This is a genomic window from Yinghuangia aomiensis, from assembly GCF_039542225.1.
GTDB classification, from domain to species: Bacteria; Actinomycetota; Actinomycetes; order Streptomycetales; family Streptomycetaceae; genus Yinghuangia; species Yinghuangia aomiensis.
Genome location: NZ_BAABHS010000006.1, coordinates 276,097 through 298,603, shown reverse-complemented (window position 1 = coordinate 298,603; position 22,507 = coordinate 276,097). Strand labels below are relative to the sequence as shown.

Sequence of the window (22,507 nt, the reverse complement as noted above, 5' to 3'; positions counted from 1 at the left end):
TCAGGCGCTGCGGCCGATCATCGTGCCGGGCCGCTCCCCGGTGGGTTCCGCGCCGAGGACGGTCGGCACGCCGCGGACGACGGTCGCGCGGACGCCGGAGTTGCCGCGGCTGAAGCGCCACGACCCGTCGGGGTTGTCGTACAGCTTGATCTCGGGCCGCACCTCGATCTCGTCGAGGGCGAACACCGCGAGGTCGGCGGCCTTGCCTTCGGCGATGACGCCGCGGTCCCGCAGGCCGAAGTAGCCGGCGAGCTTGCCGGTCAGGTTGTGTACGGCCTCCTCGACGCTCAGCAGGCCCGCGTCGCGCACGTAGTGGGTGAGCAGGTAGACGTTCTCGCCCGAGCCGCAGAAGAGCTGGAGGTGCGCGCCGGAGTCGTTGATGTTGGTGAGCGTGTGCGGCTCCTTGAACAGGTCCGCGACGACCGGCTCGTCGAACTCGTCCGGGATGCCCTTCATGCAGGACTTGATGCCGTTGGCGATGATCCAGTCGGCGAGCGCGTCGGAGAGGTGCTTGCCTTCCTGCTCGGCGTAGGCGCGCCACGAGATGTCCAGCGGGCCCGCGCCGGTCTCGGAGATCGCGAAGACGAGCGACTCGGGGCGGTCCAGGCGGGACGTCGACGAGCTGATGCGGTTGTCGTAGTCCTCGCGGGCCTGCGCGCGCCACTCCGGGTCGGCGAGGACGGCGAGCTTCGTCTCGGCGGGGCCGTTGATCCACTCGTTCCAGGCGGCGACCCGCTGGAAGGTCAGGGCGCGCTCGAAGTTGAAGAACGGCTCGAGGGGCTTGTGCGGGACGTTGGGCCAGAAGTCGATGCCCTGCTCGCGCAGCCGGCGGTGCAGCGCGATGGTCTGCTCGCGCAGGTAGTCCTCGCGCACGGTGGAGGGGATGGCGGTCCACTGCCCGCGCACGCCGCGCGGGCCGCAGATGCGCGCGAACCGCTCGACGTCGCCGTCGATGTTCTCCGGCTCGTTGAACCGCGTGATCATCTGCAGGGTGGCGCCGGGGTGCTTGGCCAGCACGTCGATCAGGGCCTCGAACTCGGCGTCCTCGGCGAGCCGGGTGGGGACCAGCTTGAGGTAGCGGTCCTTGTCGAAGACGTTGGTCGACAGGCCGATCGCGCCGTGGCCGAGCGACTCGTCGAGCAGCTCGGCCATCGCGGCGATCTCGTCCGGCGTGGCGGCGCGTGCCCAGGCGGCTTCGGCACCCATGACGGTCGTGCGCAGCGTGAGGTGTCCGACGAAGCCCGCGACGTTGACGGTGGTCTGCTGGCCTTCGCAGGCTTTGCGGTACTCGGGCCAGCGCTCCCAGGTCCACGGCACGTTGTTGTGGAACGCGTCGAGGGGGAGGTCCTCGAGGAAGGTGAACAGGTCCAGGACGGGGCCGCGGGCGCTCTCCTTCAGCGGGGCGACGGACATGCCGCAGTTGCCGAAGACGACGGTGGTGGTGCCGTAGGCGGGCAGCGGGTCCAGGTCGGGGTTCCACCACATCGCGCCGTCGACGTGGGTGTGGGCCTCGATGAAGCCGGGCGCGACGTACGCTCCGGACGCGTCGATCTCCGGCTCGCCGCGCGACGCGAGGTCGGGGCCGACCTCGGTGATGAGGCCTCCGGTGACGCGTACGTCGGCGCGGTAGGCGGGCGCGCCCGTGCCGTCGACGACCGTTCCTCCACGTACCAGCAGATCGGCCATGGCCGTCTCCTCGCTTCCTTGCCGCGATGCTCGGGCGGGTGAGGCAGCTCCGAGGGGGCGGCCTCACATCCGGTTACGATGCAAGTTGTAATTTAACTAGGTGAACTAGTCAAGGCTTCGGGGCGGCTGGAAGAATCCCGGCCGTGCCGAACCGACCTTCCGCCCCGCCCGCCCGGGACCCCGCGAGCAGCCCCGCCGAGGAGCCCGTCCGCCGCCGCCCGATGGGCGGCCGGCCGCGCGACCCGCAGATCGACGGGGCGATCCTCGGTGCGGTACGCGCGCTGCTCGCGGAGGAGGGCTACGCCAAGCTCAGCTTCGAGACGGTCGCCCGGCGGGCGGGGGTGACCCGGCCGACGATCTACCGGCGCTGGTCGTCGAAGGCCCAGCTCGTGCACGAGGCGGTGTTCCCGACCCCGGGGCACGCGCCGCTGATCCCGGACACCGGGGACTTCGCAGCGGACGTGCGCCGGATGGTGGCGACCACCGTCGCGTCGTACTCGCGGCCCGAGGCGCGCGCGGCGCTGCCCGGGTTGTTCGGCGACCTGCACGACCGGCCGGACTTGCGCGCGACCGTGATCGACGGCCTGGAGACCCGCGTACGGGAGCACTTCCGGTCCCTGGTCGCGGCGGCGGTGGCACGCGGCGAGGTACGGGCGGACGCGGATGCGGACGTGGTCTTCGACGCGCTGATGGGAGCGGTGTTCAACCGGACGGTGGTGCGGGGGGATATGTCGGAGGCGTTCGTGGAGGGTTTGGCGGGGGTCGTGGTGGAGGGGGTTCGGGGGAGGGAGTGAGGTGGGTGTCGCCGCCTTTTCCCCAGCCGGGCCGTTGTCCACAGGCCGTCGCCCGAACCCCTCGGATCCTTCGCCCGTTCATGCCACGATGCGGCCACGGCATCGTTGATCACGGCACCCGCGTCCCGGAAGCGGGCGCGGGTCGGGGCGAAGGAGGCATGCGATGAGCCTGGACGGGTGGAATCTGCCCGAGGAGCGCGCGGGGCGACCCGCGCCGGACGACCTCGCCGCGCGCCGCAAAGCCGTCGCCGGGATACCCCAGCAGGTCGAGCCCGGGGCGACGGTGCGCCCGGAGACCCTCGGCGGCACGCCCGCGCTCGTGGTCGAACCTCCCGCGCCGGGCCGCACACTCTTCTATCTGCACGGCGGCGGCTACCGCCTCGGCGAGGCGGCCGGCTGGACCGGGTTCGCCTCGCGCCTCGCGCTCGCCGCGCAGGCGCGGATCGTCCTCGTCGACTACCGCCTCGCCCCCGAGGCGCCGTTCCCGGGCGCGCTGCGCGACGCCGCGGCGGCCTACGACGCGGCCTGCGCGGCGTACGGCCCGCTCGCCGTCGGCGGCGACTCCGCGGGCGGCGGCTTGGCGGTCGCGCTCGCGCTGGCGATCCGCGACGCGGGCCGGCCGGCGCCGACCGGGCTGGTGCTGCTGTCGCCGTGGCTGGACCAGACGTTCGGCGCGGAGGCGTACGTCCGCAACGGCGAGTCCGACCGGATGTTCGGCATGGAATCCGCGCGGGCCGGTTCGGAGCTGTACCTCCAGGGGCACGATCCGCGCGACCCGCTGGTCTCGCCGCTGTTCGCCGACCCGGCCGGGCTGCCGCCGGTCCTGCTGTTCGCGGGTGGTGCGGAAGTCCTGCTGGACGACGCGACGGCATTCGCCGGCCGGGTCGCCGCGGCGGGCGGCACGGTCGAGGCGTCGTTCGTGAGCGGAATGCAGCACGTGTGGCCGACGGTGTTCCCGGACCTGCCGGAGAGTGCGCGGGCGGTGGAGTCGATGGTGCGGTTCCTGACGGCCTGACGGCCTGACGGCTCAGTGGCGGCCCCACCCCCTCGCGCCGCCCCGCGCCCCCGCCCCCGCTAGGGCATGATCAACCCGTGACCACCACCCCCAACCGCGACGCCGCCCCCCAGTACGTCCTCCCGCTCGTCGTCCGCTTGGAGCGGGATGCCCCGCCCAGCCGCACCGCAGCCCTCGAAGCGGCTGCGCAGGCCGTGCCGGCGTTCCTCGCCGACGAGCGGTCGGTCGGTGACGGGGAGTGGGCGGAGCGTATTACCGCGTGGACGGACGGCCGGATCCGCAAGGTCGTCCGGCGGGCGCGCGGTGCCGAATGGCGGCGGGCGTCCGCGCTCGACGGGCTCACGTGGGAGCACGACGGCGCCGAAGTCCGGGTGTTTCCGCCCGTGCCGCTGGACGGGTGGCCGAAGGACCTGGCGCGGCTGCAGGTTTCCGGTACGGATCTGACCGACCCGGAGCCGCCGCCCGCGCCCGGTCCGGGAGTTCCGGTGCTGTGGCTCAACCCCGAACTCGACATGACCGCCGGCAAGGCCATGGCCCAGGTCGGACACGGCGCGCAACTCGCCTGGCTGCGCCTCGGCGACGAGGCCCGCGTGCGGTGGGCCGCCGACGGCTTCCCGCTCGCCGTCCGCACCGCGTCGGCTGCGGACTGGCCGGCCCTCACCCGCGGCGATCTGCCGCTCGTCCGCGACGCGGGTTTCACCGAAATCGCGCCCGGTTCCTGCACGGTCGTCGCCGACGTCCCGGAACTCCGCGGCGGCTACGCCTGACAGCGTCTGCGTCCGGTTTCGCCGACAAGTCGGGCGAGTGGTCGGCGAAATCCGGCCGACGGACAGGGCATGCCGGTGTCAACAGCCCCTCACCCTCCGTATCCCCCATCCCATGACACATCGTCAGAACACCATCGGATAGCGGCTTTTGACCTACTATCCACCACCACCGGTGACGAATTCGGACAGGAACCGAGACCCCCGCGTGACCGTGCCCTCCTGGGGTCGGCCGACGGCGGGCACTACGGTGGTGACCGGCCGGGTCGACCGCCCGGCTCCCGCGCCGCGCGGCCAGGGTCGCATGGGTCGCCGCGCGGATCCGTCCGTGATCAGGGAGCTGCCCATCGTGAATCTCCAGGTGACCACCGAGGACCACGAAGGCTGGACCGTGCTTTTCGTCGCCGGGGAGGTCGACTTCGCCGTCGTCCCGGAACTGGGGGAACACGTCAGACGCGCGGTGGCCCAGGGGCGGCACCAGCTGATCCTGGAACTGACCCGGGTCGTGTTCCTCGACTCGACCGGCATCGGCGCGCTGGTGGGTGCTCGGCGCCTGCTGCGGTCCTGCTCGGGCGAACTGCGCCTCGTCATGCCGGAAAGCACCGACCACCACGTCAACCGGGTCTTCACCGCACTGGGATTGCGCCGCCTCTTCGACGTCCACCCCACGCTGGACGAGGCCTTGGCCGACGAAGACGCCACCGGCGCGGTCGCCGCGGGCTGAACCGCCAATCCGGACCGCGAAACCGCAAAACCGAACCGCACGCTGAACGACCCGCTCCTGCACCGCATGCCCGGGACCCCGGCCCCCGCCCCCGTGCCTGACCTGCGGCCGCGCGCACCTCTCTGCCCCCTGTCCAGCGCCGCACCACGGTGCCCGCTCCCCGCGAAATGATTGCTCCTGTCAAGGGCCTGCGCTAACTTGCCGCCAATACCCGCAACGCAGGAGGGCTCGGCATGGCACTCGAAGGCTCGAAGATCGTCGTCACGGGGGTGACCGGACAGGTTGCGGAGCCGGTGGCCAAGCTCCTCGCGCGCGACAACGACGTGTACGGCGCGGCCCGCTTCGGTGACGAAGAAGCCCGGGAGCGCCTCGAAGCCGCCGGTGTGACCTGCGTCAAGATCGACCTGGGCGCCGGCGAGGTAGCGGACCTTCCCGCGGACGCCGACTACGTCATCAACTTCGCGGTCGCGAAGAGCGGCGACTGGGACGCCGACCTGGACGCCAACGCCGGCGGCGTGCTGTGGCTGATGGACCACCACCGCTCGGCCCGCGCCTTCCTGCACTGCTCGTCGACGGCCGTCTACCAGCCGAACGGGCACCGGAAGTTCAAGGAGTCCGACGCGCTGGGCGACAACCACCGCGTCTGGTCGTTCCTCGAGACGTACAGCATCTGCAAGATCGCCGCCGAAGGCGCCGCCCGCTGGGGCGCCGCGAAGTACAACCTGCCGACGACCATCGCCCGGCTCAGCGTCCCCTACGGCGACAACGGCGGCTGGCCCGCCATCCACCTGGAGATGATGATCGCGGGCGCGCCGGTGCAGGTGCACAGCGATGCGCCGAGCATCTACCACCCGATCCACGAAGAAGACATCGTCGCGTCGCTGCCCAAGCTGTTCGCTGCCGCCGGGACTCCGCCGACCGTCGTCAACTGGGGCGGCACCGAAGCCGTCTCCGTCGAGGAATGGTGCACCTACCTCGGCGAACTCACCGGCCTCGAGCCCGAATTCGACGCCACCGACGCGACCATCAGCAGCGTCGCCCTCGACCTCACCCGCATGCACGAGGTGATCGGCACCACCAACGTGCACTGGAAGGACGGCATGCGCCGCATGGTCGAGAAGTTCCACCCGGAACTGCTCAAGGGCTGACCCGGACCACCGTGCGGCCGACGGCACTTGCCTTGCCGTCGGCCGTGCGCGGTGTCACCGGGGTCCGCGGCGTCGGCGGTATCGGCCGCACAGGCGCCGTCAGCGCCCCAACCCCTCCTCCAGCTGGTCCGCGCTGCGGCTGCGGATCAGGTCGTTCGACGCCTGCCCCGGGCCGACGTTCTCGAACAGGGCCGGCGGGTGGTACGTCACGTACATCGTCCGCCGCCCGCCCTCCCCGGTCGGCGCCGGCGAGGCGTGCAGCACGTCGGCGATGTGCACGGTCACGTCGCCCGGCTCGGTCGGGATCGGCATGTACGGCAGATCCGCCAAGTCGCCCTGGCCCGGCGGCAGGCAGGTCTTGCCGTGGGTGCCCGCGACCGCCTCCAGGCAGCCGGTCTCCGGTGTCGAGCCGGTGAGTTGGATGCCGACGGCGACCGAGGGGCACATGATCGGGTGGCCGCCGAGGCCGCAGTCCGTGTGCCACGGAATGTTCGCCAGTCCCTTGAGCCGCCCTGCGGGCTTCAGCAGCGCGACGATGCCTTCCATGCGGTCCGTCGACGGCGCCAGGTCGTCGTGCAGAAGGCTCGACAGGCGCAGCAGCCGCGGATCGTGCGCGAGTGCGGCGATCGCCGAGGAATGCTCGCTCGCGTAGACGAGGCGGCACAGGACGTCCTCGCCGTCCTCGGTGGCCGCCCACCACGACCGGTCGTCGCCGGGCCGGGCGGCGTCGGCGAGCCGGTCGACCTCGGCGTTGAGCGCCGCGACCTCGTCGGGGGAGAACACCCCGCGTACCCGCATGACGCCGGTCGCCGCGAAGAACGCGGCCAAGTCGGCGTCGCTGTCGTCGAGCGTCCAGGCGCGGTCGAGATCCACGCGCCGCCCCTGGGCGTCGCTCAGCGCGGCGCCGGTCGGCAGGAAAATCGGAATGCCCTGGTAGAGCGCGCGCAGCACCGGCTCCCACGCGAACAGGTCGAGGACGGTGCCGTCGTGCACCTCGACTTCGCCCGCGATCGCCAGCGCGGCGGCGGTGCGCAGTTGGCTGACGAAGTCCGTCCACGCGGTCACCGACAAGGTGCACTCGCACGCGCTCGCGCGGCGGCCGGGCTCGACTCGCAGCCGCCCGTCGACGCCCCGGTAGGTCCAGCGCGAGTCGCCCACCCGCAGCGTCAGCGGTCGCAGCCCGCCCAGGCCGGTCGCGGCCATCAGCCCGCGTTCCCCGGCCAACAGGCTCGGCACGATGTCCCGGTGGTACGTCTCGGCGTCGATCGGATCGACCGCGTGCATGACGGCGCCCCTCCCCGCAGGTGACAACGGCCGCAGTATGCCCGGCTGGAAGCGGGGTCACCAGAGTCCCGGCGCCGCGAAGTCCGCGACGGATGACCTCCGCGCCGGAGCGGGGGAGTTCCCAAGTGAGGAGGCCCGTCCCGCGGCCCTTCGAGTGACCCAGGGTTTGGTCTCATATGGTCGATTTCGATCGAATTGGCCCGAATGGGCGTGACTTGTGTGATTAATGGTGTTCAATCGTCTTGGCCACTCTGCGTTGTGACGGCGAGGAAGGTGCTCATGGACGCCCCCGAATTCGACGACGTCGCCGATCCCTCCTGCACGTGCCTCCCCTGCGTGAGCGCCCGCAGGCTGGAGGCGCTCGCCCTCCGCACCGGGGGAAGTCCCGTGCGGCGCGCGCGGCGTACCGCCGCGACCTTCGTCACCGCCGGATTCGTCGCCGCCGGGGTGGCCCCCGCCGCCGCGCACGTGCTCGACCACGACAAGACCCTCGACGAGAACTCCCCGCGCCAACCCCTCGCCGACGGATCCGACGCGCAGGAGCAACTCCCGCCCGACGCCGGACTCGCGGGCTGGGACGGCAACGGCTCGCCGCAGGGCAGGCCCGGGCCGCTGCGCTTCGGCACGGCCGTCGGTACGGCCGGCAAGAGCGTCGCCCCTTCGATCGCCACCCCGAAGCGCATCGGCCTCGACACGATCACCCGGCAGCAGATACTCGACCGCGCCCAGTCCTGGGCCGACGCGGTCGTGCCGTACAGCCAGTCGGCGTACCGCAACGGCTACCGCACCGACTGCTCCGGCTACGTGTCGATGGTCTGGGGGCTCAGCGAGAACGCCTGGACCGGCAACCTCGCCGACTACGCCGTGCCCATCAGCCGTTCGGACCTGCAGCCCGGCGACATCCTGCTCTTCCACAACGCGGCCAACCCGGTGAGCGGCTCGCACGTGACCATTTTCGAGAAGTGGGCCGACTCGTCGCACACCAGCTACGTCGGCTACGAGCAGACCCCGCCCGGCACCAAGCACCGGACGATCCCGTACGCGTACTTCAGCAACTCGTCGAGCTACAAGCCCTACCGCTACAAGAACGTCACCGACGGCGGCGGGGGCGGCACGACGAGCCCGGGCAGCTCGGCGTTCCCCGGCGTCGAGTACTTCGGCCCGGGCAAGTCGAACGCGTACGTCACCCAGCTGGGCCAAGCCCTCGTGGCCAAGGGCTACGGCATGTACTACTCCGAAGGCCCCGGCCCGGAATGGGGGTCCGCGGACCGGAACGCGACCGCGGCGTTCCAGCGCGACCAGGGCTGGACCGGCTCCGAGGCGGACGGCATTCCGGGGCCGGACACCTGGAGCCTGCTCATGTCCGGCAGTTCCGGCGGGTCGACGGGCGGCGACGGAGGCGGGAGCACGCCGGCCACGCCGCCATTCCCCGGTGTGCAGTACTTCGGACCGGGGAAGTCGAACGCGTACATCACGCAGCTCGGCACGGCACTCGTCGCCAAGGGCTACGGCAGCTACTACAGCGTCGGCCCCGGCCCGTCCTGGGGCTCGGCGGACCGCAACGCCACCGCGGCCTTCCAGCGCGCCCAGGGCTGGACCGGCTCCGACGCGGACGGGATACCCGGGCCGGACACGTGGGATTTGCTGATGCGCTGACCACTCCGGAACCTCGACAACGGCCGCCTACCCGCACGGGTGGGCGGCTTCCGGCGGCCCGCCGGGACCTGCCACACCACGAACGGACCACTTGGCGGAACGTCCACCGCCACAGCAAGGCGTCGACGTACGACGCGTGAGGAGCACTGGTGACACGCGAAGACTCGACGGGGCGCCCGGCAGGGACGGGCCACGGACCCGACGGCACCCGACAACTCGCCGGAAACGCCACCACGGACGGCGGACGCCAAGCCGCCCCGGACCCGTGCGCGACGACCGGGCCGACCCCCCGGACGCCGCTCACCCGCACAGCCGACGCCGCCCGCGCGGTAGGCGCCGCGCTCGAACCCATGGCCGGCCACACGCGTCGCCAGGACACGACCGCCGCCGCGCCCTCGACGGACCACGGCGTGCCCGCCCGCGCCGACGGCATCCCGCCACGAAGCCCCGACCGCCGAGGCCCCGAAAGCCACTTCACCGCCCAGGCAGCGCCGGTCGACGCGCGCGCGACCACGCCCGCCACCGACGCGCCCCCCGCCCGCGTCACGGCCGCCGCGAAGAACGCCGCCGCAGCCCGGGACGCCGTCATCGCCACGGGCGTGGCCGGGACCCGTCCCGGTCGCGCCGGGTACGGGTGGGACCGGGCCGGCTCCCCCGCGCCGGATATCTCACGCGTCACCCCTGCCGCCGCGGCGTCCGCCCTCGGTCGCGACTCCGCTTCGGACACCCGGGCAGAGGCCCCGGGCCGAGCTTCCGCGTCGTCGCAGGGCGGCGTGGCGGAACCGGCGGTGCGTTCGGCCGGATCCGTTACCGGCGCCCACCCGTTCGCCGACAGTCGGGCGGGGGTGTTGGGGCGGGCTTCCGGGCCCTTGCAGGGCGGCGTGGCGGAACCGGCCACGGGCTCGGCCGGATCCTCCCCGGGTGCCCACCCCTTCGCCGGCAGTCGGGCGGACGCCCCGGGCCGAGCTTCCGCGTCGTCGCAGGGCGGCGTGGCGGAACCGGCCCCGGGCTCGGCCGGATCCGCCCCCGGTGCCCACCCCTTCGCCGACAGGGGAGCGGGGACCTCTGGCCGAGCTTCCGCGTCGTCGCAGGCCCGCGCGACGGAGCCGGCCCCACACGCCGCCGGAGCCGTCCCCGGCGTCCACGCCTCCGCCGCCCCCACTGCCTCTGTCCGGCAAGCTCGCTTCACCCCCGCCCCGGCAGCCGTGGAGGTCCCCAACCCCGCCGCCAGGGCCCCCCGGACCGTGCCGCCCCTTCCCTTCCTCCGTCAGTCCCGTCCCCCCAGACACGCCTCGCCCTCCCCCTTCCCCGCGCGGGCTGCCGCCGCGGGGGCTTGGGCGCGGCGGAAGTTGGCGGCGCGGGTCGGGGCCGCGCGGGTGCCGGTGGCGGTACGGGAGAGCGTGCCCGCTTCGGCTCCGGGGCCGTTCGTGGTCACCGTCCTCGACCACGACACGGCGGGCGGCGGCGATACCGCGCTGGACGGGCGCATCCTGGACACCGCCGAAGTCCGCGCGCTGACCGCGTCCGGAATCGGCTCGGCTCACCCGCGGCACGCCGACGGGCCACCTCGGGAACGAGGCACGCAGATGGCGACGACCCACAGCACCCCCGCCGACCCCGCCCGCCACTCCGGCGGCGACGGCACCCACGCCGGTCGGGCGGCGGCCGCGGACGCCGCCGCCGACAAGGCGCAGCCGACCGTCGTCCGGGCCCGGTTCCCGCGCGCCGACCAGGACTTGCGGGAGCGCGGCGCGTTCACGCTGCCCGGGTGGCTGGCCGGGGCCGCGCTGCTCGCCGCGGTGTCGGCGATCGCGTGGGCGGTGGCCGCGTCGGGACACTTCGACACGCGCCTGCCCGACCAGTTGCGCGGCAGCGAACTCCTCGACGCGTCGCCTGCCGCCGTCCTCGGCACCGGCATCGCCGCGGCCGCCGTCGCGCTCGCGCTGCTGGCCGGCTTCTTCGTGGTGCACGCGGGCACCGTCCGCGTGCTGAGCCGGTTCGGCCGGTACAAGGGCACCGTGCGCCGTACCGGCCTGGTCTGGGCGGTGCCGCTGACCCGGCGCCGCAAGGTCGACGTGCGGCTGCGGCACTGGCGCAGCCGTCCGATGGACCTCACCGACCGGCAGGGCACCCCGCTCCAGGTCATGGTGCTCGTCGTCTGGCAGGTCCGGGACAGCGCCCGTGCCAAGTTCGCGGTGCGCGACCACGAGCAGTACCTGCGCCAGCAGATCGAAGCCGCGGTGAGCAGCGTCGCGGCGAGCCTGCCGTGCGACAGCTTCACGCGCGGCGCGGATTCCCTCCGCGACACCGAGCACATCGGCGAGGAGATGACCCGGCGCCTCGCGGGCGCGATGACCGCGGCCGGCGTCCAGGTGTTCTCCGTCCAGGCCCTGCACATCGACTACGCCCCCCAGGTCGCCGAGTCGATGCTGCGCCGCCGGATCGCCAGCCTCGACGCGGCCACCCGCACCGCCGTGCTGGACGACGTCGTGGACACCGTCTCGCAGGCCGTGGACATGTTCACCCGGCGTGCCCTGGTCCGGCTGGACGAGGACGGCCGGACCGACTTCATCCGCGAACTCACCGTCGCGATGTACTCGTCGCGCGGCACCGCCAATCCGGCGTCCCGCGACTGAGCACGCACGCGCACGCGGCCCCGGATCCACTCGGATCCGGGGCCGCTCGCGTTCACTCGACCGGGACCTCCAGCAGCTGCGCCAGCTCCCGCGTGAACTCCCGCGTGCGGTCCGCGTCCGGGCCGCCCAGCGGCGCCAGCAGCACCTCGAAGCGCTCGTGCGCCAGGTCGATCGCCTGGACGGCCAGCTCCATGCCGTGGTCGGTCAGGGCGAGCCGCACCGCGCGGGTGTCGATCGGGTCGCGCGTGCGTTCGACGAGGCCCGCGGCCTCCAGCGACCGGGCGAGCTTGGACACGTACAGCGCCTCCAGGCCCGTGTGGTCGGCGAGTTCGCGCTGGGTGGGCTTGCGCCCGGCCTGCCGCATGTCGCGCAGCGAGGCGACCAGCGAGTACTGCGCGTGGGTGAGGCCGAGCGGCGCCAACGCGCGGTCGACCGCCACGCGCCATTTCATCGACAGGCGCCAGACCAGGAAACCGGGCGTGGGGGCCGAAGGTGCGTCGCTCATACCAAATAGCGTACATGGCTACTATCGGGCGGGTGGCGTGAATCCGGAAACGCCGAACGGCCGCGTCCGGCGATCGAAGCCGAGCAGGCGAACCGTGGCCTCACACGGGGATGGCCAGCGCCAGCCCGAAGCGGTTCTCCGGGTCCGTCCACCACCGGGCGACCGCGAAGCCCGCCCGCTCCAGTTCCATCGCGAGCCCGGACGCCCGGAACTTCGCGGAGATCTCGGTGCGCATCTCCTCGCCGTCCGCGAACTCCGCGACCAAGTCCAGGCCGCCCAGCTTGACCGTCTGGTCGCCGAGCGACCGCAGCCGCATCTCGATCCACTCGTCGTCGGAGTCCCACACCGCGACGTGCTCGAAGCGCTCCGGCACGAAGTCGCCGTCCAGCTCGCGGTTGAGCACGTGCAGCACGTTGCGGTTGAACTCGGCCGTCACGCCCTGCGCGTCGTCGTAGGCACGGACCAGCACGTCCGGGTCCTTCACCAGGTCCGCCCCCAGCAGCAGCCCGTCCCCGGCCCGCAGCTGCGAACGGACCGCGGCCAGGAACACCCCGCGCTGGTCCGGCGTGAGGTTGCCGATGGTGCCGCCGAGGAACGCGACGAGCTTCGGCCCGGGCTCCTCCGGGATGCCCAGGTGGGCGTCGAAGTCGGACACGACCGCCTCGACGGTCAGGTCGGGGTAGTCGCGCAGCAGCGACTCGCCGGCCTCGACGAGCGCTGGGGCGCTGACGTCGACCGGCACATAGCGTTCCAGCGACCCGACCGCGCGCAGCGCATCCAGCAGCAGCCGGGTCTTCTCGGACGACCCGGAGCCGAGTTCGACGAGGGTGTGCGCGGGCAGCGACTCGGCGATGTCGAGCGCGTTGCGGCGCAGGATCTCGCGTTCGGCGCGGGTCGGGTAGTACTCGGGAAGCTTGGTGATCTCCTCGAACAGCCTGCTGCCGCGCGCGTCGTAGAACCACTTCGGGGGCAGGCGTTTCGGATGCGCGGTCAGCCCGAGTTCGGCGTCGCGGCGCAGCGCGTCGGCGAGGTAGCCCTCGGGGAGGTGGCCGCGCACGCTGAGCCTGGTCGTTCCGGTCACGGGTGATCAGCTCCTGTCGATGGTGTCCGTTCGGTCCGGCGAAAGCGCGGAGCCGATGGCGGAGGATCCGGCAAAGCACGTCCGGTGGAAGAGATCTGGCACGAGGAGTCCGGCTACCGGGTCAGGTGGCCGGGGGTCTGCCCGGTCCGTTCCCGAGCGGGCGGAAGCGGACGGCTTTGCGGTCGGCGGTCACGAGCGTCCGGTCCGGGACCGGGCGCCAGTCGCCGTCGTCGGACGGTTCGGAGGCGACCCGCACCCCGTCGGGTCGTTCCGCGACGAACAACGTGTCCCCGTAGGCGGTCGCGGTGACCGTCTCGCCGTCGGTCAGCAGCACGTTGAACCGGCCCGCGGTGTGCGCGGCGACCCGCTCCACCACCGCGGCCACCGCGGCGCCGGCGGGTTCGCCGTCGGCGAGCCGCCGCCGGATCAGCGCCCACAGCAGCGCCGAATCGCAGCGTGCTTCGAGGCGCAGCAGGTCTTCCGGCGGCAGGTCGGCGGCGAGCGGGCCGAGGCCGTCGGGCCAGGCGTCGAGGGTGCCGTTGTGGCTGAACAGCCAGGTGCCGTCGCGGTACGGCGCGGCGGCTTCCTCGCCCGCCGCGGTTCCCGCGGTGGCGGAGCGGACGGCGGCGAGCAGCACGCGGGTCCGGGTGACCCGGGCGACGTCGGCGAACGACGGGTCCGCCCAGATCGGCACCGCGCGCCGGTAGCGCGCCGGGACGGGGTCGCCGTCGACGTACCAGCCGACGCCGAACCCGTCCGCGTTGACCGTGCCGTGCCGCTGGTGCCGGGGCCGCCACGACTGCTCGTAGAGGCCGCCGGGCGGGTCGACGACGAGCGCGCGCAGCGTCGTCTCGTCCCCGACGTACGCCAGATGCCGGCACATCAGACGGCCCCCGTGCCGCGGGCCACCGGCCCGGCGTCGCGCGCGGTGCGGAAGCCCGCGAAGATCTGCCGCCGCTGCGGGAAGTCCCAGTTGCGGAAGGTGCCCCGGCACGCCACCGCGTCGGTGCCGAACGAGCCGCCGCGCAGCACCTTGTAGTCGGGGCCGAAGAAAACCTCGGAGTACTCCCGGTAGGGCCACGCGCGGAAGCCCGGGTAGCCGGTGAAGTCCGATGCCGTCCACTCCCACACGTCGCCGAGCAGCTGCCGGACGCCGTAGGCCGACGAGCCCGCCGGGTAGGCTCCCGCCGCGGCCGGGCGCAGGTGCCGCTGGCCGAGGTTGGCGTGTGCGGCGCGCGGCGGTTCCTCGCCCCACGGGTAGGTGCGCGAGCGTCCCGTCTCCGGGTCGTGCCGGGCGGCCTTCTCCCATTCGGCTTCGGTCGGCAGGCGGCGTCCGGCCCAGCGGGCGAAGGCGTCGGCCTCGTACCAGGACACGTGCACGACGGGTTCTCCCGGCGGCACCGGTTCGAGGACGCCGAAGCGGCGGCGCAGCCACTCGCGGCCGTCGCGCTGCCAGAACAGCGGCGCGGTCATGCCGTCGTCGGTGCGATGGCGCCAGCCTTCGTCGGTCCACAGGCGGGGATCGTCGTAGCCGCCGTCCTCGATGAACCGCATGTACGCGCCGCAGGTCACCGGACTGGTGTCGAGGGCGAACGCGGCGACGGCCACCTCGTGCGCGGGCCGCTCGTTGTCGAGGGCCCACGGGTGGGTGGACGTTCCCATGGTGAACGTGCCCGCGGGAACCACCACTTCGTCCGGCGGCAGGTCGATCGCGGCGGGTGGATCCGGTGCGTCGATGACCGGCCCGCCGGCCCGCAGCTGGTGGGTCGCCAGCATGGTCTCGTCGTGCTGCTGCTCGTGCTGGGCGATCATGCCGAACGCGAACGCGTCGCGGGTGAGCGGATCGTCGCCGGGTGCCCGGTCGAGCAGGTCCAGCACTTTGCCGCGCACTTCGTGGGCGTACGCGCGGGCCTCGGCCGGCCCCAGCAGCGGAAGCTGGGGGCGCGACGCGCGCGGGTGGCGGAAGGCGTCGTACAGGTCGTCGATCTCCGGCCGCAGCGGGTCGCGGCCGCCGACGTTGCGCAGCAGCCAGATCTCTTCCTGGCTGGCGATGTGCGCGAGGTCCCAGACGAGCGGCGACATGAGCGGCGAGTGCTGGCGCACCAGGTCCGCCTCGTCGACCGGGTCGGTCAGCCCCGCGGTGCGGACGCGGGCCGCTTCCAGCGCGATCCAGGCCTCCGCGGGCGTGTAGCCGGAACTGGCCGGGTCGTGCGCGGTGGTCTGCGGGTCGGAGGGGTTCTGTTCAGACTGCGGGTGCGGCATGGCGGGCCCTTTCGTGCGCGGCCCCCGGCAGCAGGTCGTCTCCCGGGGAACGCCCCCGATCGGTGTAGCGATACGCGAACTCCACGCATTCCGTGAACACGTCCGGGCTCACGCCCATCCCCGGCAGGGCGTCCAGCGCGGCGGCCGTGAGCGCGCGGGCCGTCGTCCGGAGCAGCGGCTCCGCCAGGCCGAACCGGGCGGCGCGCAGCCACCACGCGAACGGCGGCGCGTCGGCCGCGGATTTGGCGAGCTGCTCGGTGTGCACCCAGGCCGCCTCGGCGGCCTCCGGGTCGTCGAGCAGCGCGGTGGCGATGGCCAGCGGCACCGTCCAGCCGTCGCCGGGCTGCGCGTCGAGCATGCGCAGTTCCAGATGCGTGCCGTGCGCGCGGACGGGCGGGAAGAGCGTGCTGAGGTGCAGCTCCAAGTCGGCCGTGGTGGGGGCCGGGCTCAAGGCGCCGCGAGTCCAGGCGCGGAAGGTCAGGCCGTCGGGCACGAGCCATTCGCGCGGCTCGTCGCGGCGGATGCACATCACGGGCGCGTCGAGGACGTACCGGGACCACACCTCGCGCGGGTCCCCGTCGGAGTGCGCGGGCGGTCGCGCGCGGTAGCCGTCGAGCCGCGACCAGGCGAGCTGGCGGGTGGACACCCAGCCGGTGGAACGTCCGCCGTGGTGCGGCGAGTTCGCGAACGCGGCGAGCAGCACGGGGCCGATCCGGTGGGCCAGCGCCCAGCGGCGGCGCAGCCCGGACCAGGAATCGGAGTCGTCGCCGGGATCGAGGCAGACCTGCACGGAGGCGGTGCTGCACATCATCACGCGGCCCCAGTGGCCGCGGCGGTCGAAGTAGCGCTCCATCGCCGTGTAGCGCGGCGTCTGGAGGACGCGGTGCGGCGCGCGGTAGGCGTCGACACCGGTGCCGGTCAGGACGAGGTCCGCTTCGGCGGCGGTCCCGCGCAGGACCGCGGCGTCCCGGCGCGCCGCCTCGATACATCGCTCCAGGTCGGGCTGGGGCGCGCTGCTCAGCTCCAGTTGGCCGCCCGGCTCCAGGGTGATCGTGCCGCCGGCCGGCAGGTCCGCGGGGCACAGGGCGGCGCAGACGCGTTCGCCGGTGACCTGGCGGGCCGGATCGTCGGCGTCCTGGACGAGCCATTCGATCTCGACGCCCACCCGGTGCGGCGTGCCGGTCCGGAAGGACGCCTCGGCGGCGTACTCCTCGGCCGCGGCTTCGGTCAGGGGTATCGCGGCATTTGCGTGGGCAGCGTTGGCTGCCGTCGTGGCGTGGGACATATCGCCCTCTCCTGGAGGATTCCCTCGACTCAACCCGCGAGGCGCCTACCCGCTGGGTAACGGCGGCATGCGCGCGGCTGGTGACGGACGGAAAGCAGAGGGCGATGAGCAGGGTGTTACGAGCGGAAATGCGGGCGTTGCGGAGGATTGTGCCGCTGGCCTGCGCGGATGGGCCGGGCGGGTGAACCGGGGGGCGACTCGGGAGCGGGCCCGTCGCTCACGCTTCGTAGGTCTCCGCGAGCGGCGGGTGGTCGTTCCAGGTGACGAAGATCGACGACGTGGCCGTGCCGCGGGTGAAGTCGACACGTATCCACTGCTCGCTCGTCCACACCTTCGACGACCAGCCCGGGTTGGGCGTCGCGGAGATCAACGTGGCCGAATCCGGGCTGTAGTCGAACGTGAAAGAAGCCCGGCCGCCGCGCACCTCGTAGGCATGCGGGCCGGCGCCGTCGACGCCGCTGTCGGCCTTGCCGCGGGCGTTCGGGGGAGCGGCCGGGCCGCTCGTCGGCCCCTTCGGGCTGCTCGCCTGCGCGGGCGACACCGGGACCGTCGACCGCGACGCGGAGGGCGAGCCGGTGGGCCGCGCCGTCGCGGAAATCGTCGGCGGGACGGGCGGCGGACCGTCGCTGTGCTGCGCTCCCAGGGCCGGGGCGCGGGGCGGTTCGAAGACGGTGTCGCGCAACACACTGCGGACGCCGTACCAGGACAGCGCGACAGCCGCGGCCGTCACCGCGGTCCACGCCCCCACCTTCGTGATCGCTCGTCGCACGCGGCACATCCTGCCCTGCCGGGGCGGAGGAAACGGTTCCGGGTCGGGATTCGCCGGGAAGTTGCACTGGTTCGATCGTCGGACGATACGGTTTCACGCCATGGCACAGGTGCTTGTGGTCGAAGACGACCAGTTCGTACGGTCCGCGCTGATCCGGTACCTCTCCCAGGAGGCCCACGGGGTGCGGAGCGTCGGCACTGCGTTGGAGGCGCTCCGCGAGGTCGCCCAGCATCCGTTCGACGTGGTCATCCTCGATCTGGGGCTGCCCGACCTGGACGGCGGGGAAGCCCTCAAGATGCTGCGCGGCATATCCGACGTCCCCGTCATCATCGCGACCGCCCGCGACGACGAGGCGGAAGTCGTCCGGCTCCTCAACGCGGGCGCCGACGACTACGTCACCAAGCCGTTCTCCGGAGAACACCTCGGCGCCCGGCTCTCCGCGGTGCTGCGCCGCACCCGCGGGCGCACCACCGGCGACGTCCTGCAGTGCGGCGGACTCCGCATCGACATCCGCCGCCGCGAAGCCGACCTCGACGGCACACCCCTCAACCTCACCCGCCGGGAATTCGACCTGCTCGCGTTCCTCGCCTCACGCGCGGGCGCCGTCGTGCCGCGCCGCGAAATCCTCGCCGAAGTCTGGGGCCAGGCCTACGGCGACGACCAGACCATCGACGTCCACCTGTCGTGGCTGCGCCGCAAGCTCGGCGAAACCGCCCGCCAGCCGCGCTACCTGCACACGGTGCGCGGCGTCGGGGTGAAGCTCGAGCCACCCGCGTGACGGCCCGCCCCTCCCGCGTGACGGCCCGCCGATGAGAAGCACCGTCCTGCGGGTCGCCCTCGCGGTGACCACCATGGTCGCGCTCGCGTTCCTCATCCCGCTCGGGCTGGTCGTCCGCGAGATCGCCCGCGACCGGGCGTTCTCCGACGCCGAACGGCAGGCCGCCGCACTCCAGCCGGCGCTCGCCATCACCACCGACCCCGTCGCCCTCGAACCCGCACTCGCCAAAGCCACCGCCGGCTCCGAGGGCCGCATGGCCATCTACCTGCCCGGCACCGCCGTCATCGGCCACCCGCATGCCGACCCGCGCGACCTCCAGCGCGCCCGCGACCGCACCCAGGCCTTCCGGGTGCCCACCACCGGCGGCTGGGTGCTGCTCCAGCCGGTCGCGCTCAACGGGCAGGTCACCGTCGTCGAGGTCTACGTCCCCAGCGGCGAACTCAGCCGCGGCGTCGGCAAAGCCTGGCTCGTGCTCACCGCCGTGGCCGTCGCTCTCGTCGGCGGATCGCTGGTGGTCGCCGACCGGCTCGGCGCCCGCGTCGTCCGCTCCGCCAAGAGCCTGTCCGGCGCCGCCCAGACCCTCGGCGGCGGCGACCTCACCGTGCGCCTCACCCCCGAAGGCCCCACCGAACTCCGCGACGCCGCACACGCCTTCAACAGCATGGCCGACCGCGTCGAGCAACTCATGGCCGCGGAACGCGAACTCGCCGCCGACCTGTCGCACCGCCTGCGCACCCCGCTCACCGCGCTGCGCCTCAACGCCGCGTCCCTCGGCGACGGCCAAGTCGCCGAACAGACCCGGCACGCCGTCGCCCAGCTCGAACGCGAAGTCGACCGGATCATCCGCACCGCCCGCCGCCAGACCGAAGCCGTCGCCGAACCCGCCGGCTCCGACCTGGCCGAAGTCGTCCGCGAACGCATGGCGTTCTGGTCCGCCCTCGCCGACGACGAGGAACGCGACTGGCGGCTCGACGGCGCGGAAGCCGCGGACGGCCCCGTCCGGGTGCCCGTGCCGCGCGCCGAACTCGCCGCCGCCATCGACGCGATGCTCGGCAACATCTTCCGACACACCCCGGAAGGCTCGCCGTTCGCCGTCACCCTGCACGTCGGCGGCCCCGACACCGTCATCCTGCTGGTCGCCGACGGCGGCTCCGGCATCGCCGACCCGGAAAGCGCGCTGCGCCGCGGACACGGCCACGGCGGCGACGGATCGACCGGCCTCGGCCTGGACATCGTGCGGCGCGTCGCGGAAACCAGCGGCGGCGCCGTGCGGCTGGAACGGTCGGTGCTCGGCGGCGCCCAGATCGCCGTGCGCTTCGGCGCCGGCGCCCGCCCGCCCGCGGCCCGCACGGGCCGCCGCGGACGCCGGGCACGCGCCAAGTCCAGCCGCTAGGCACCATGGGAAGCTGCCCGGCCGGGCGGGACGGAACCGCGGGATCCGGAAAACGCGTCAGGAAGGGCAACAGCCGCGAACGCGCCGCAGAAAAACGTGCCGGAGAAAAGAAAGGGGCGCGGGCACACCGGGTGGGGGTGGGTGTACCCGCGCCAGGGGACCAAGTCCCCTTATGGCACAGACCCTGGGGGGTTGGGTCGAGCCTCGGCCGTCCGGAGGGGGGGAGCCCCGTGTATACCCGACGGCCTGCAGTGCAACGTTAACGAGATCTGGCGCCGTTGAACACCTGCTGTCGCTGATTTAAGGAAGGCTTAAGTTCCGGCCGTCGGCGAAACGGCGCACTATGCCCCACCTGTGACGGAACGTCAGGGGCCGAAAACGACCTCTGCGGAACCACACGTGCGAGTGACGTCACTCCCCGGTCGCATGCCGACAGTCGCGCTCACGCGTGCGCCCGCCCGTGCGCTCACCCGGCTATCGCGGTCGTCGCCTCGTGCCGGACCGGAAAGTTCATCGACCGGGCGATGAAGCACTTCGCATGCGCTGTCGCATGCAGCGCATCCGCCTTCGCCGCCATCGACGCGTCCGCGACCGTCACCTCCGGCCGCAGTACGACCTCGGTGAACTGCCCTGCGCCGTCCGCCTCGGTGACCATCAGGCCCTCGGCACGGTCGCGGTAGGCCGTCACCACCACGCCCTGCTGCGCCGCGAGCGCAAGGAACCACAGCATGTGGCACTCGCTGAGCGACGCCACCAGAAGGTCTTCCGGGTTCCACCGCGCCGCGTCGCCGCGGAACGCCGGATCCGCCGAACCGAGAAGGGGCGGCTTACCGGGAATGCGCACGTCGTGGTCGCGGCTGTAGCTGCGGTAGTCGGCCGTCCCGCCGCCGGTGTTGCCGGTCCACTCGATCTCGACGCCGTAGCGGTGCTCAGGGGAGTGCGCTGCCATCGGGGCCTCCTGCCCTCGGGCGACCGGCTGGGCCGCCGGCCGCAGAAGTCCAGGTATATCCCGGACCCCCCGCGGGCGGACGCGAGGCCCGTGTGCCAGGCTGGAACGAGAACGGAGCGTCACAAAGCATGTGTTGGAGCCCCACCGCGGACATCACCGCCGGAACCGTGGTCAGCGCGGTCGGGATTGCGACGCTCGCCTCGGTACGGCGGCCCCGCGACATCCCGCTCGCGACGCTCCCGCTGGTCCTCGGATTCCACCAGCTCGTCGAAGCGTTCGTGTGGCGCGGCGAACTCGGGCAAACCGCCCCGGGAACCGCCGAACTCGCACGGAACATATGGGCGTTCATAGCCTTCCCCTTGCTGCCCTTCCTCGTCCCGCTCGGCGTGCTCGTCGCCATGTGGCCGCAGGCCTCCCGCAACCGCCGCATCGTGCTCGGCGGGTTCTTCGCCGTCGGAGCCGTCGTCGCCGGACTGCTCCTCGACGCCATGTCCTCCGGGGTCCGCGCCGAGATCCACGGGCACACCGTGCAGTACGCCATCGGCATCCCGAACCCCCATCCGGTCATCGCCGGATACCTCGTCGCCACTCTCGGCGCGCTCCTCGCCTCCGGCGACCGCTGGCTGGTCCGCTTCGGCGCGGTCGGGGCCGTCGGAGCCCTGGTCTGCGGCTGGCTGTGGACGGTGGAATTCGCCTCCACGTGGTGCGCCCTCGCCGCCCTGGTGTCGATGCTGCTGCTCGCCTGGGTGCGCGACCCGCGCACGCCCCCCGCGCTCGGCGCCGACGGTGCGCCGGGCCGGCGGCCGCGCCTCCGGCTGTCCGTCCGGCACTGACCTACGGACCGTCCCCGGCGGCCGCCCGGGGACGGGAAGATGCCAGGCAGCGGCGGTAATCGGGGGTGATCCACCGCCGCATGTCGACAGTGTGAAGCCGTACCTTGGGAGACATGCGCGTTCTCAATGGGAAAGTGGAGCAGGTCACCCAGGTGCGATACCGGCGTGCGCGCCGGGGCGGAGGCACCGAGAGCGCGCTCCTGACCGTCGAGAACCTCCGCGTCGACACGCTCCCCGAGGGTGTCGACGCCGTCGTCCTCACCGGCGACCTGCAAGGCATCGCCCCCTCGCCCTACGGCGGCGAGGACGTGCTGCTGGGCATCGCGCTCGCCGACCACATGGCCGTGTGGTCGGCGAGCGGCCTCCTCCCGGCCCTCGACCGCACCGGCGTCGTGCTGGCCGGCGACCTCTACTCGGCACCCCGGGCGAACCGGCGCGGCGCGTCCGGCGAGGTGGTCGACGTGTGGCTGGCCTTCGCTGCCGCGGGCTGCGCGTGGATCGTCGGCGTCGCCGGAAACCACGACCTGCTGACCGCCGAAGAGGTCGCCGGGCTCGGCAGCGAAGCGGCGCTCCTGGACGGCGACTGCGTGGAGTACGGCGGCGTCCGGTTCGGCGGGGTCAGCGGTGTCATAGGCGATCCCAGACGCACCGACCGCAGAGCCGAGGAAGAGTTCCTCGCCCTCCTCGCCGCGGTCGGCAAGGCCGCCCCCGAGGTCCTCGTGCTGCACGAGGGCCCGCACGGCGCCCGCCGCGAGCAGTACGGCAACCCCGTCATCAGCGAACACCTGCTCGAAGGCGCCACCCAGCTCACCGTCTGCGGCCACGTGCACTGGGATCGACCGCTCGCCCGGTTCGGCGGCGGCCACGTGGTCAACGTCGACGGCCGCGTCGTCGTGCTGACCCGCTGACCCGCTGACCCGCTGACCCGCTGACCCGCCGGCCCTG

At 73.1% G+C, this 22,507-nt stretch carries 20 protein-coding genes; 11 read left to right on the top strand and 9 right to left on the bottom strand.

Translation table 11 applies throughout. The features are described from left to right. The gene (locus ABEA93_RS10760; RefSeq protein ID WP_345675167.1) at window positions 1-1,686 is read right to left on the bottom strand and encodes an N-acyl-D-amino-acid deacylase family protein; all 1,686 of its coding nucleotides are present in this window, start codon (window positions 1,684-1,686) and stop codon (window positions 1-3) included. Window positions 1,687-1,829: 143 nt separating this feature from the next. Here ABEA93_RS10760 and ABEA93_RS10755 point away from each other — a divergent pair, with 143 nt between their 5' ends. From ABEA93_RS10755 to ABEA93_RS10735, 5 genes are all read left to right on the top strand, one after another. Further along, window positions 1,830-2,480, top strand: coding sequence for a TetR/AcrR family transcriptional regulator (locus ABEA93_RS10755; RefSeq protein WP_345675166.1), 651 nt, complete (start codon window positions 1,830-1,832; stop codon window positions 2,478-2,480). A gap of 163 nt (window positions 2,481-2,643) precedes the next feature. Continuing rightward, window positions 2,644-3,495 carry an alpha/beta hydrolase gene (locus ABEA93_RS10750; protein ID WP_345675165.1) on the top strand — a complete coding sequence of 284 codons (852 nt, stop codon included), beginning with the start codon at window positions 2,644-2,646 and terminating at the stop codon, window positions 3,493-3,495. Window positions 3,496-3,572: 77 nt separating this feature from the next. Then, window positions 3,573-4,262 carry a peptidyl-tRNA hydrolase gene (locus ABEA93_RS10745; protein WP_345675164.1) on the top strand — a complete coding sequence of 230 codons (690 nt, stop codon included), beginning with the start codon at window positions 3,573-3,575 and terminating at the stop codon, window positions 4,260-4,262. A gap of 346 nt (window positions 4,263-4,608) precedes the next feature. Beyond that, entirely contained in the window at window positions 4,609-4,983 is a 375-nt protein-coding gene (locus ABEA93_RS10740; RefSeq protein ID WP_345675163.1) for an STAS domain-containing protein, read from the top strand. Between the two features lie 233 nt (window positions 4,984-5,216). Further along, window positions 5,217-6,131 (top strand): NAD-dependent epimerase/dehydratase family protein, encoded by a 915-nt coding sequence (locus ABEA93_RS10735; protein ID WP_345675162.1) that lies wholly within the window; start codon window positions 5,217-5,219, stop codon window positions 6,129-6,131. 99 nt (window positions 6,132-6,230) lie between these two features. Here the strand turns inward: ABEA93_RS10735 and ABEA93_RS10730 are convergent, their stop codons facing one another. Then, on the bottom strand, window positions 6,231-7,415 hold the full coding sequence (locus ABEA93_RS10730) for a phytanoyl-CoA dioxygenase family protein (RefSeq protein ID WP_345675161.1): 1,185 nt from the start codon (window positions 7,413-7,415) through the stop codon (window positions 6,231-6,233). A 279-nt stretch (window positions 7,416-7,694) separates the two neighbouring features. Between ABEA93_RS10730 and ABEA93_RS10725 the strand changes: the two genes are divergently transcribed. Together ABEA93_RS10725 and ABEA93_RS10720 are read left to right on the top strand one after the other, a co-directional pair. Further along, window positions 7,695-9,071, top strand: coding sequence for a peptidoglycan-binding protein (locus ABEA93_RS10725; protein ID WP_345675160.1), 1,377 nt, complete (start codon window positions 7,695-7,697; stop codon window positions 9,069-9,071). A gap of 1,400 nt (window positions 9,072-10,471) precedes the next feature. Then, a complete protein-coding gene (locus tag ABEA93_RS10720; RefSeq protein ID WP_345675159.1) occupies window positions 10,472-11,707 on the top strand; it encodes an SPFH domain-containing protein in 1,236 nt (411 codons plus the stop codon). A 52-nt stretch (window positions 11,708-11,759) separates the two neighbouring features. On the opposite strand, the gene ABEA93_RS10715 is transcribed toward ABEA93_RS10720, so the two are convergent. The 6 genes from ABEA93_RS10715 to ABEA93_RS10690 all read right to left on the bottom strand — a co-directional run bounded on the left by ABEA93_RS10715 (window position 11,760) and on the right by ABEA93_RS10690 (window position 17,609). After that, window positions 11,760-12,212, bottom strand: coding sequence for a MarR family winged helix-turn-helix transcriptional regulator (locus ABEA93_RS10715; protein ID WP_345675158.1), 453 nt, complete (start codon window positions 12,210-12,212; stop codon window positions 11,760-11,762). A 100-nt stretch (window positions 12,213-12,312) separates the two neighbouring features. After that, on the bottom strand, window positions 12,313-13,293 hold the full coding sequence (gene egtD / locus ABEA93_RS10710) for an L-histidine N(alpha)-methyltransferase (RefSeq protein WP_345675157.1): 981 nt from the start codon (window positions 13,291-13,293) through the stop codon (window positions 12,313-12,315). Window positions 13,294-13,414: 121 nt separating this feature from the next. Further along, window positions 13,415-14,176 (bottom strand): ergothioneine biosynthesis protein EgtC, encoded by a 762-nt coding sequence (gene egtC / locus ABEA93_RS10705; RefSeq protein ID WP_345675156.1) that lies wholly within the window; start codon window positions 14,174-14,176, stop codon window positions 13,415-13,417. After that, the gene (egtB, locus tag ABEA93_RS10700) at window positions 14,176-15,555 is read right to left on the bottom strand and encodes an ergothioneine biosynthesis protein EgtB (RefSeq protein ID WP_345675155.1); all 1,380 of its coding nucleotides are present in this window, start codon (window positions 15,553-15,555) and stop codon (window positions 14,176-14,178) included. The genes egtC and egtB overlap by 1 nt, the downstream gene beginning before the upstream one ends. Further along, window positions 15,536-16,840 carry an ergothioneine biosynthesis glutamate--cysteine ligase EgtA gene (gene egtA / locus ABEA93_RS10695; RefSeq protein ID WP_345675154.1) on the bottom strand — a complete coding sequence of 435 codons (1,305 nt, stop codon included), beginning with the start codon at window positions 16,838-16,840 and terminating at the stop codon, window positions 15,536-15,538. The genes egtB and egtA overlap by 20 nt, the downstream gene beginning before the upstream one ends. Before the next feature lie 217 nt (window positions 16,841-17,057). Then, window positions 17,058-17,609 (bottom strand): hypothetical protein, encoded by a 552-nt coding sequence (locus ABEA93_RS10690; RefSeq protein WP_425584893.1) that lies wholly within the window; start codon window positions 17,607-17,609, stop codon window positions 17,058-17,060. Between the two features lie 100 nt (window positions 17,610-17,709). Between ABEA93_RS10690 and ABEA93_RS10685 the strand changes: the two genes are divergently transcribed. Further along, window positions 17,710-18,387: a response regulator transcription factor gene (locus tag ABEA93_RS10685; RefSeq protein ID WP_345675152.1), complete on the top strand. Its 678-nt coding sequence runs from the start codon at window positions 17,710-17,712 to the stop codon at window positions 18,385-18,387. A 31-nt stretch (window positions 18,388-18,418) separates the two neighbouring features. Then, entirely contained in the window at window positions 18,419-19,780 is a 1,362-nt protein-coding gene (locus ABEA93_RS10680; RefSeq protein ID WP_345675151.1) for a HAMP domain-containing sensor histidine kinase, read from the top strand. A gap of 466 nt (window positions 19,781-20,246) precedes the next feature. Here the strand turns inward: ABEA93_RS10680 and ABEA93_RS10675 are convergent, their stop codons facing one another. Then, window positions 20,247-20,729, bottom strand: coding sequence for an OsmC family protein (locus ABEA93_RS10675; protein WP_345675150.1), 483 nt, complete (start codon window positions 20,727-20,729; stop codon window positions 20,247-20,249). A gap of 128 nt (window positions 20,730-20,857) precedes the next feature. On the opposite strand from ABEA93_RS10675, the gene ABEA93_RS10670 reads away from it, so the two are divergent. After that, on the top strand, window positions 20,858-21,562 hold the full coding sequence (locus ABEA93_RS10670) for a DUF6629 family protein (RefSeq protein ID WP_345675149.1): 705 nt from the start codon (window positions 20,858-20,860) through the stop codon (window positions 21,560-21,562). Window positions 21,563-21,675: 113 nt separating this feature from the next. Then, window positions 21,676-22,470: a metallophosphoesterase family protein gene (locus ABEA93_RS10665; RefSeq protein WP_345675148.1), complete on the top strand. Its 795-nt coding sequence runs from the start codon at window positions 21,676-21,678 to the stop codon at window positions 22,468-22,470. Window positions 22,471-22,507 lie beyond the last annotated feature (37 nt).

Coding starts and splice junctions, on each gene's coding strand:
- ABEA93_RS10670 (WP_345675149.1), top strand. CDS start 20,858: ATGTGTTGGAGCCCCACCGCGGACATCACCGCCGGAACCGTGGTCAGC.
- ABEA93_RS10760 (WP_345675167.1), bottom strand. CDS start 1,686: ATGGCCGATCTGCTGGTACGTGGAGGAACGGTCGTCGACGGCACGGGC.
- ABEA93_RS10665 (WP_345675148.1), top strand. CDS start 21,676: ATGCGCGTTCTCAATGGGAAAGTGGAGCAGGTCACCCAGGTGCGATAC.
- egtA (WP_345675154.1), bottom strand. CDS start 16,840: ATGTCCCACGCCACGACGGCAGCCAACGCTGCCCACGCAAATGCCGCG.
- ABEA93_RS10750 (WP_345675165.1), top strand. CDS start 2,644: ATGAGCCTGGACGGGTGGAATCTGCCCGAGGAGCGCGCGGGGCGACCC.
- ABEA93_RS10680 (WP_345675151.1), top strand. CDS start 18,419: ATGAGAAGCACCGTCCTGCGGGTCGCCCTCGCGGTGACCACCATGGTC.
- ABEA93_RS10725 (WP_345675160.1), top strand. CDS start 7,695: ATGGACGCCCCCGAATTCGACGACGTCGCCGATCCCTCCTGCACGTGC.
- ABEA93_RS10715 (WP_345675158.1), bottom strand. CDS start 12,212: ATGAGCGACGCACCTTCGGCCCCCACGCCCGGTTTCCTGGTCTGGCGC.
- egtB (WP_345675155.1), bottom strand. CDS start 15,555: ATGCCGCACCCGCAGTCTGAACAGAACCCCTCCGACCCGCAGACCACC.
- ABEA93_RS10685 (WP_345675152.1), top strand. CDS start 17,710: ATGGCACAGGTGCTTGTGGTCGAAGACGACCAGTTCGTACGGTCCGCG.
- ABEA93_RS10735 (WP_345675162.1), top strand. CDS start 5,217: ATGGCACTCGAAGGCTCGAAGATCGTCGTCACGGGGGTGACCGGACAG.
- ABEA93_RS10730 (WP_345675161.1), bottom strand. CDS start 7,415: ATGCACGCGGTCGATCCGATCGACGCCGAGACGTACCACCGGGACATC.
- egtC (WP_345675156.1), bottom strand. CDS start 14,176: ATGTGCCGGCATCTGGCGTACGTCGGGGACGAGACGACGCTGCGCGCG.
- ABEA93_RS10675 (WP_345675150.1), bottom strand. CDS start 20,729: ATGGCAGCGCACTCCCCTGAGCACCGCTACGGCGTCGAGATCGAGTGG.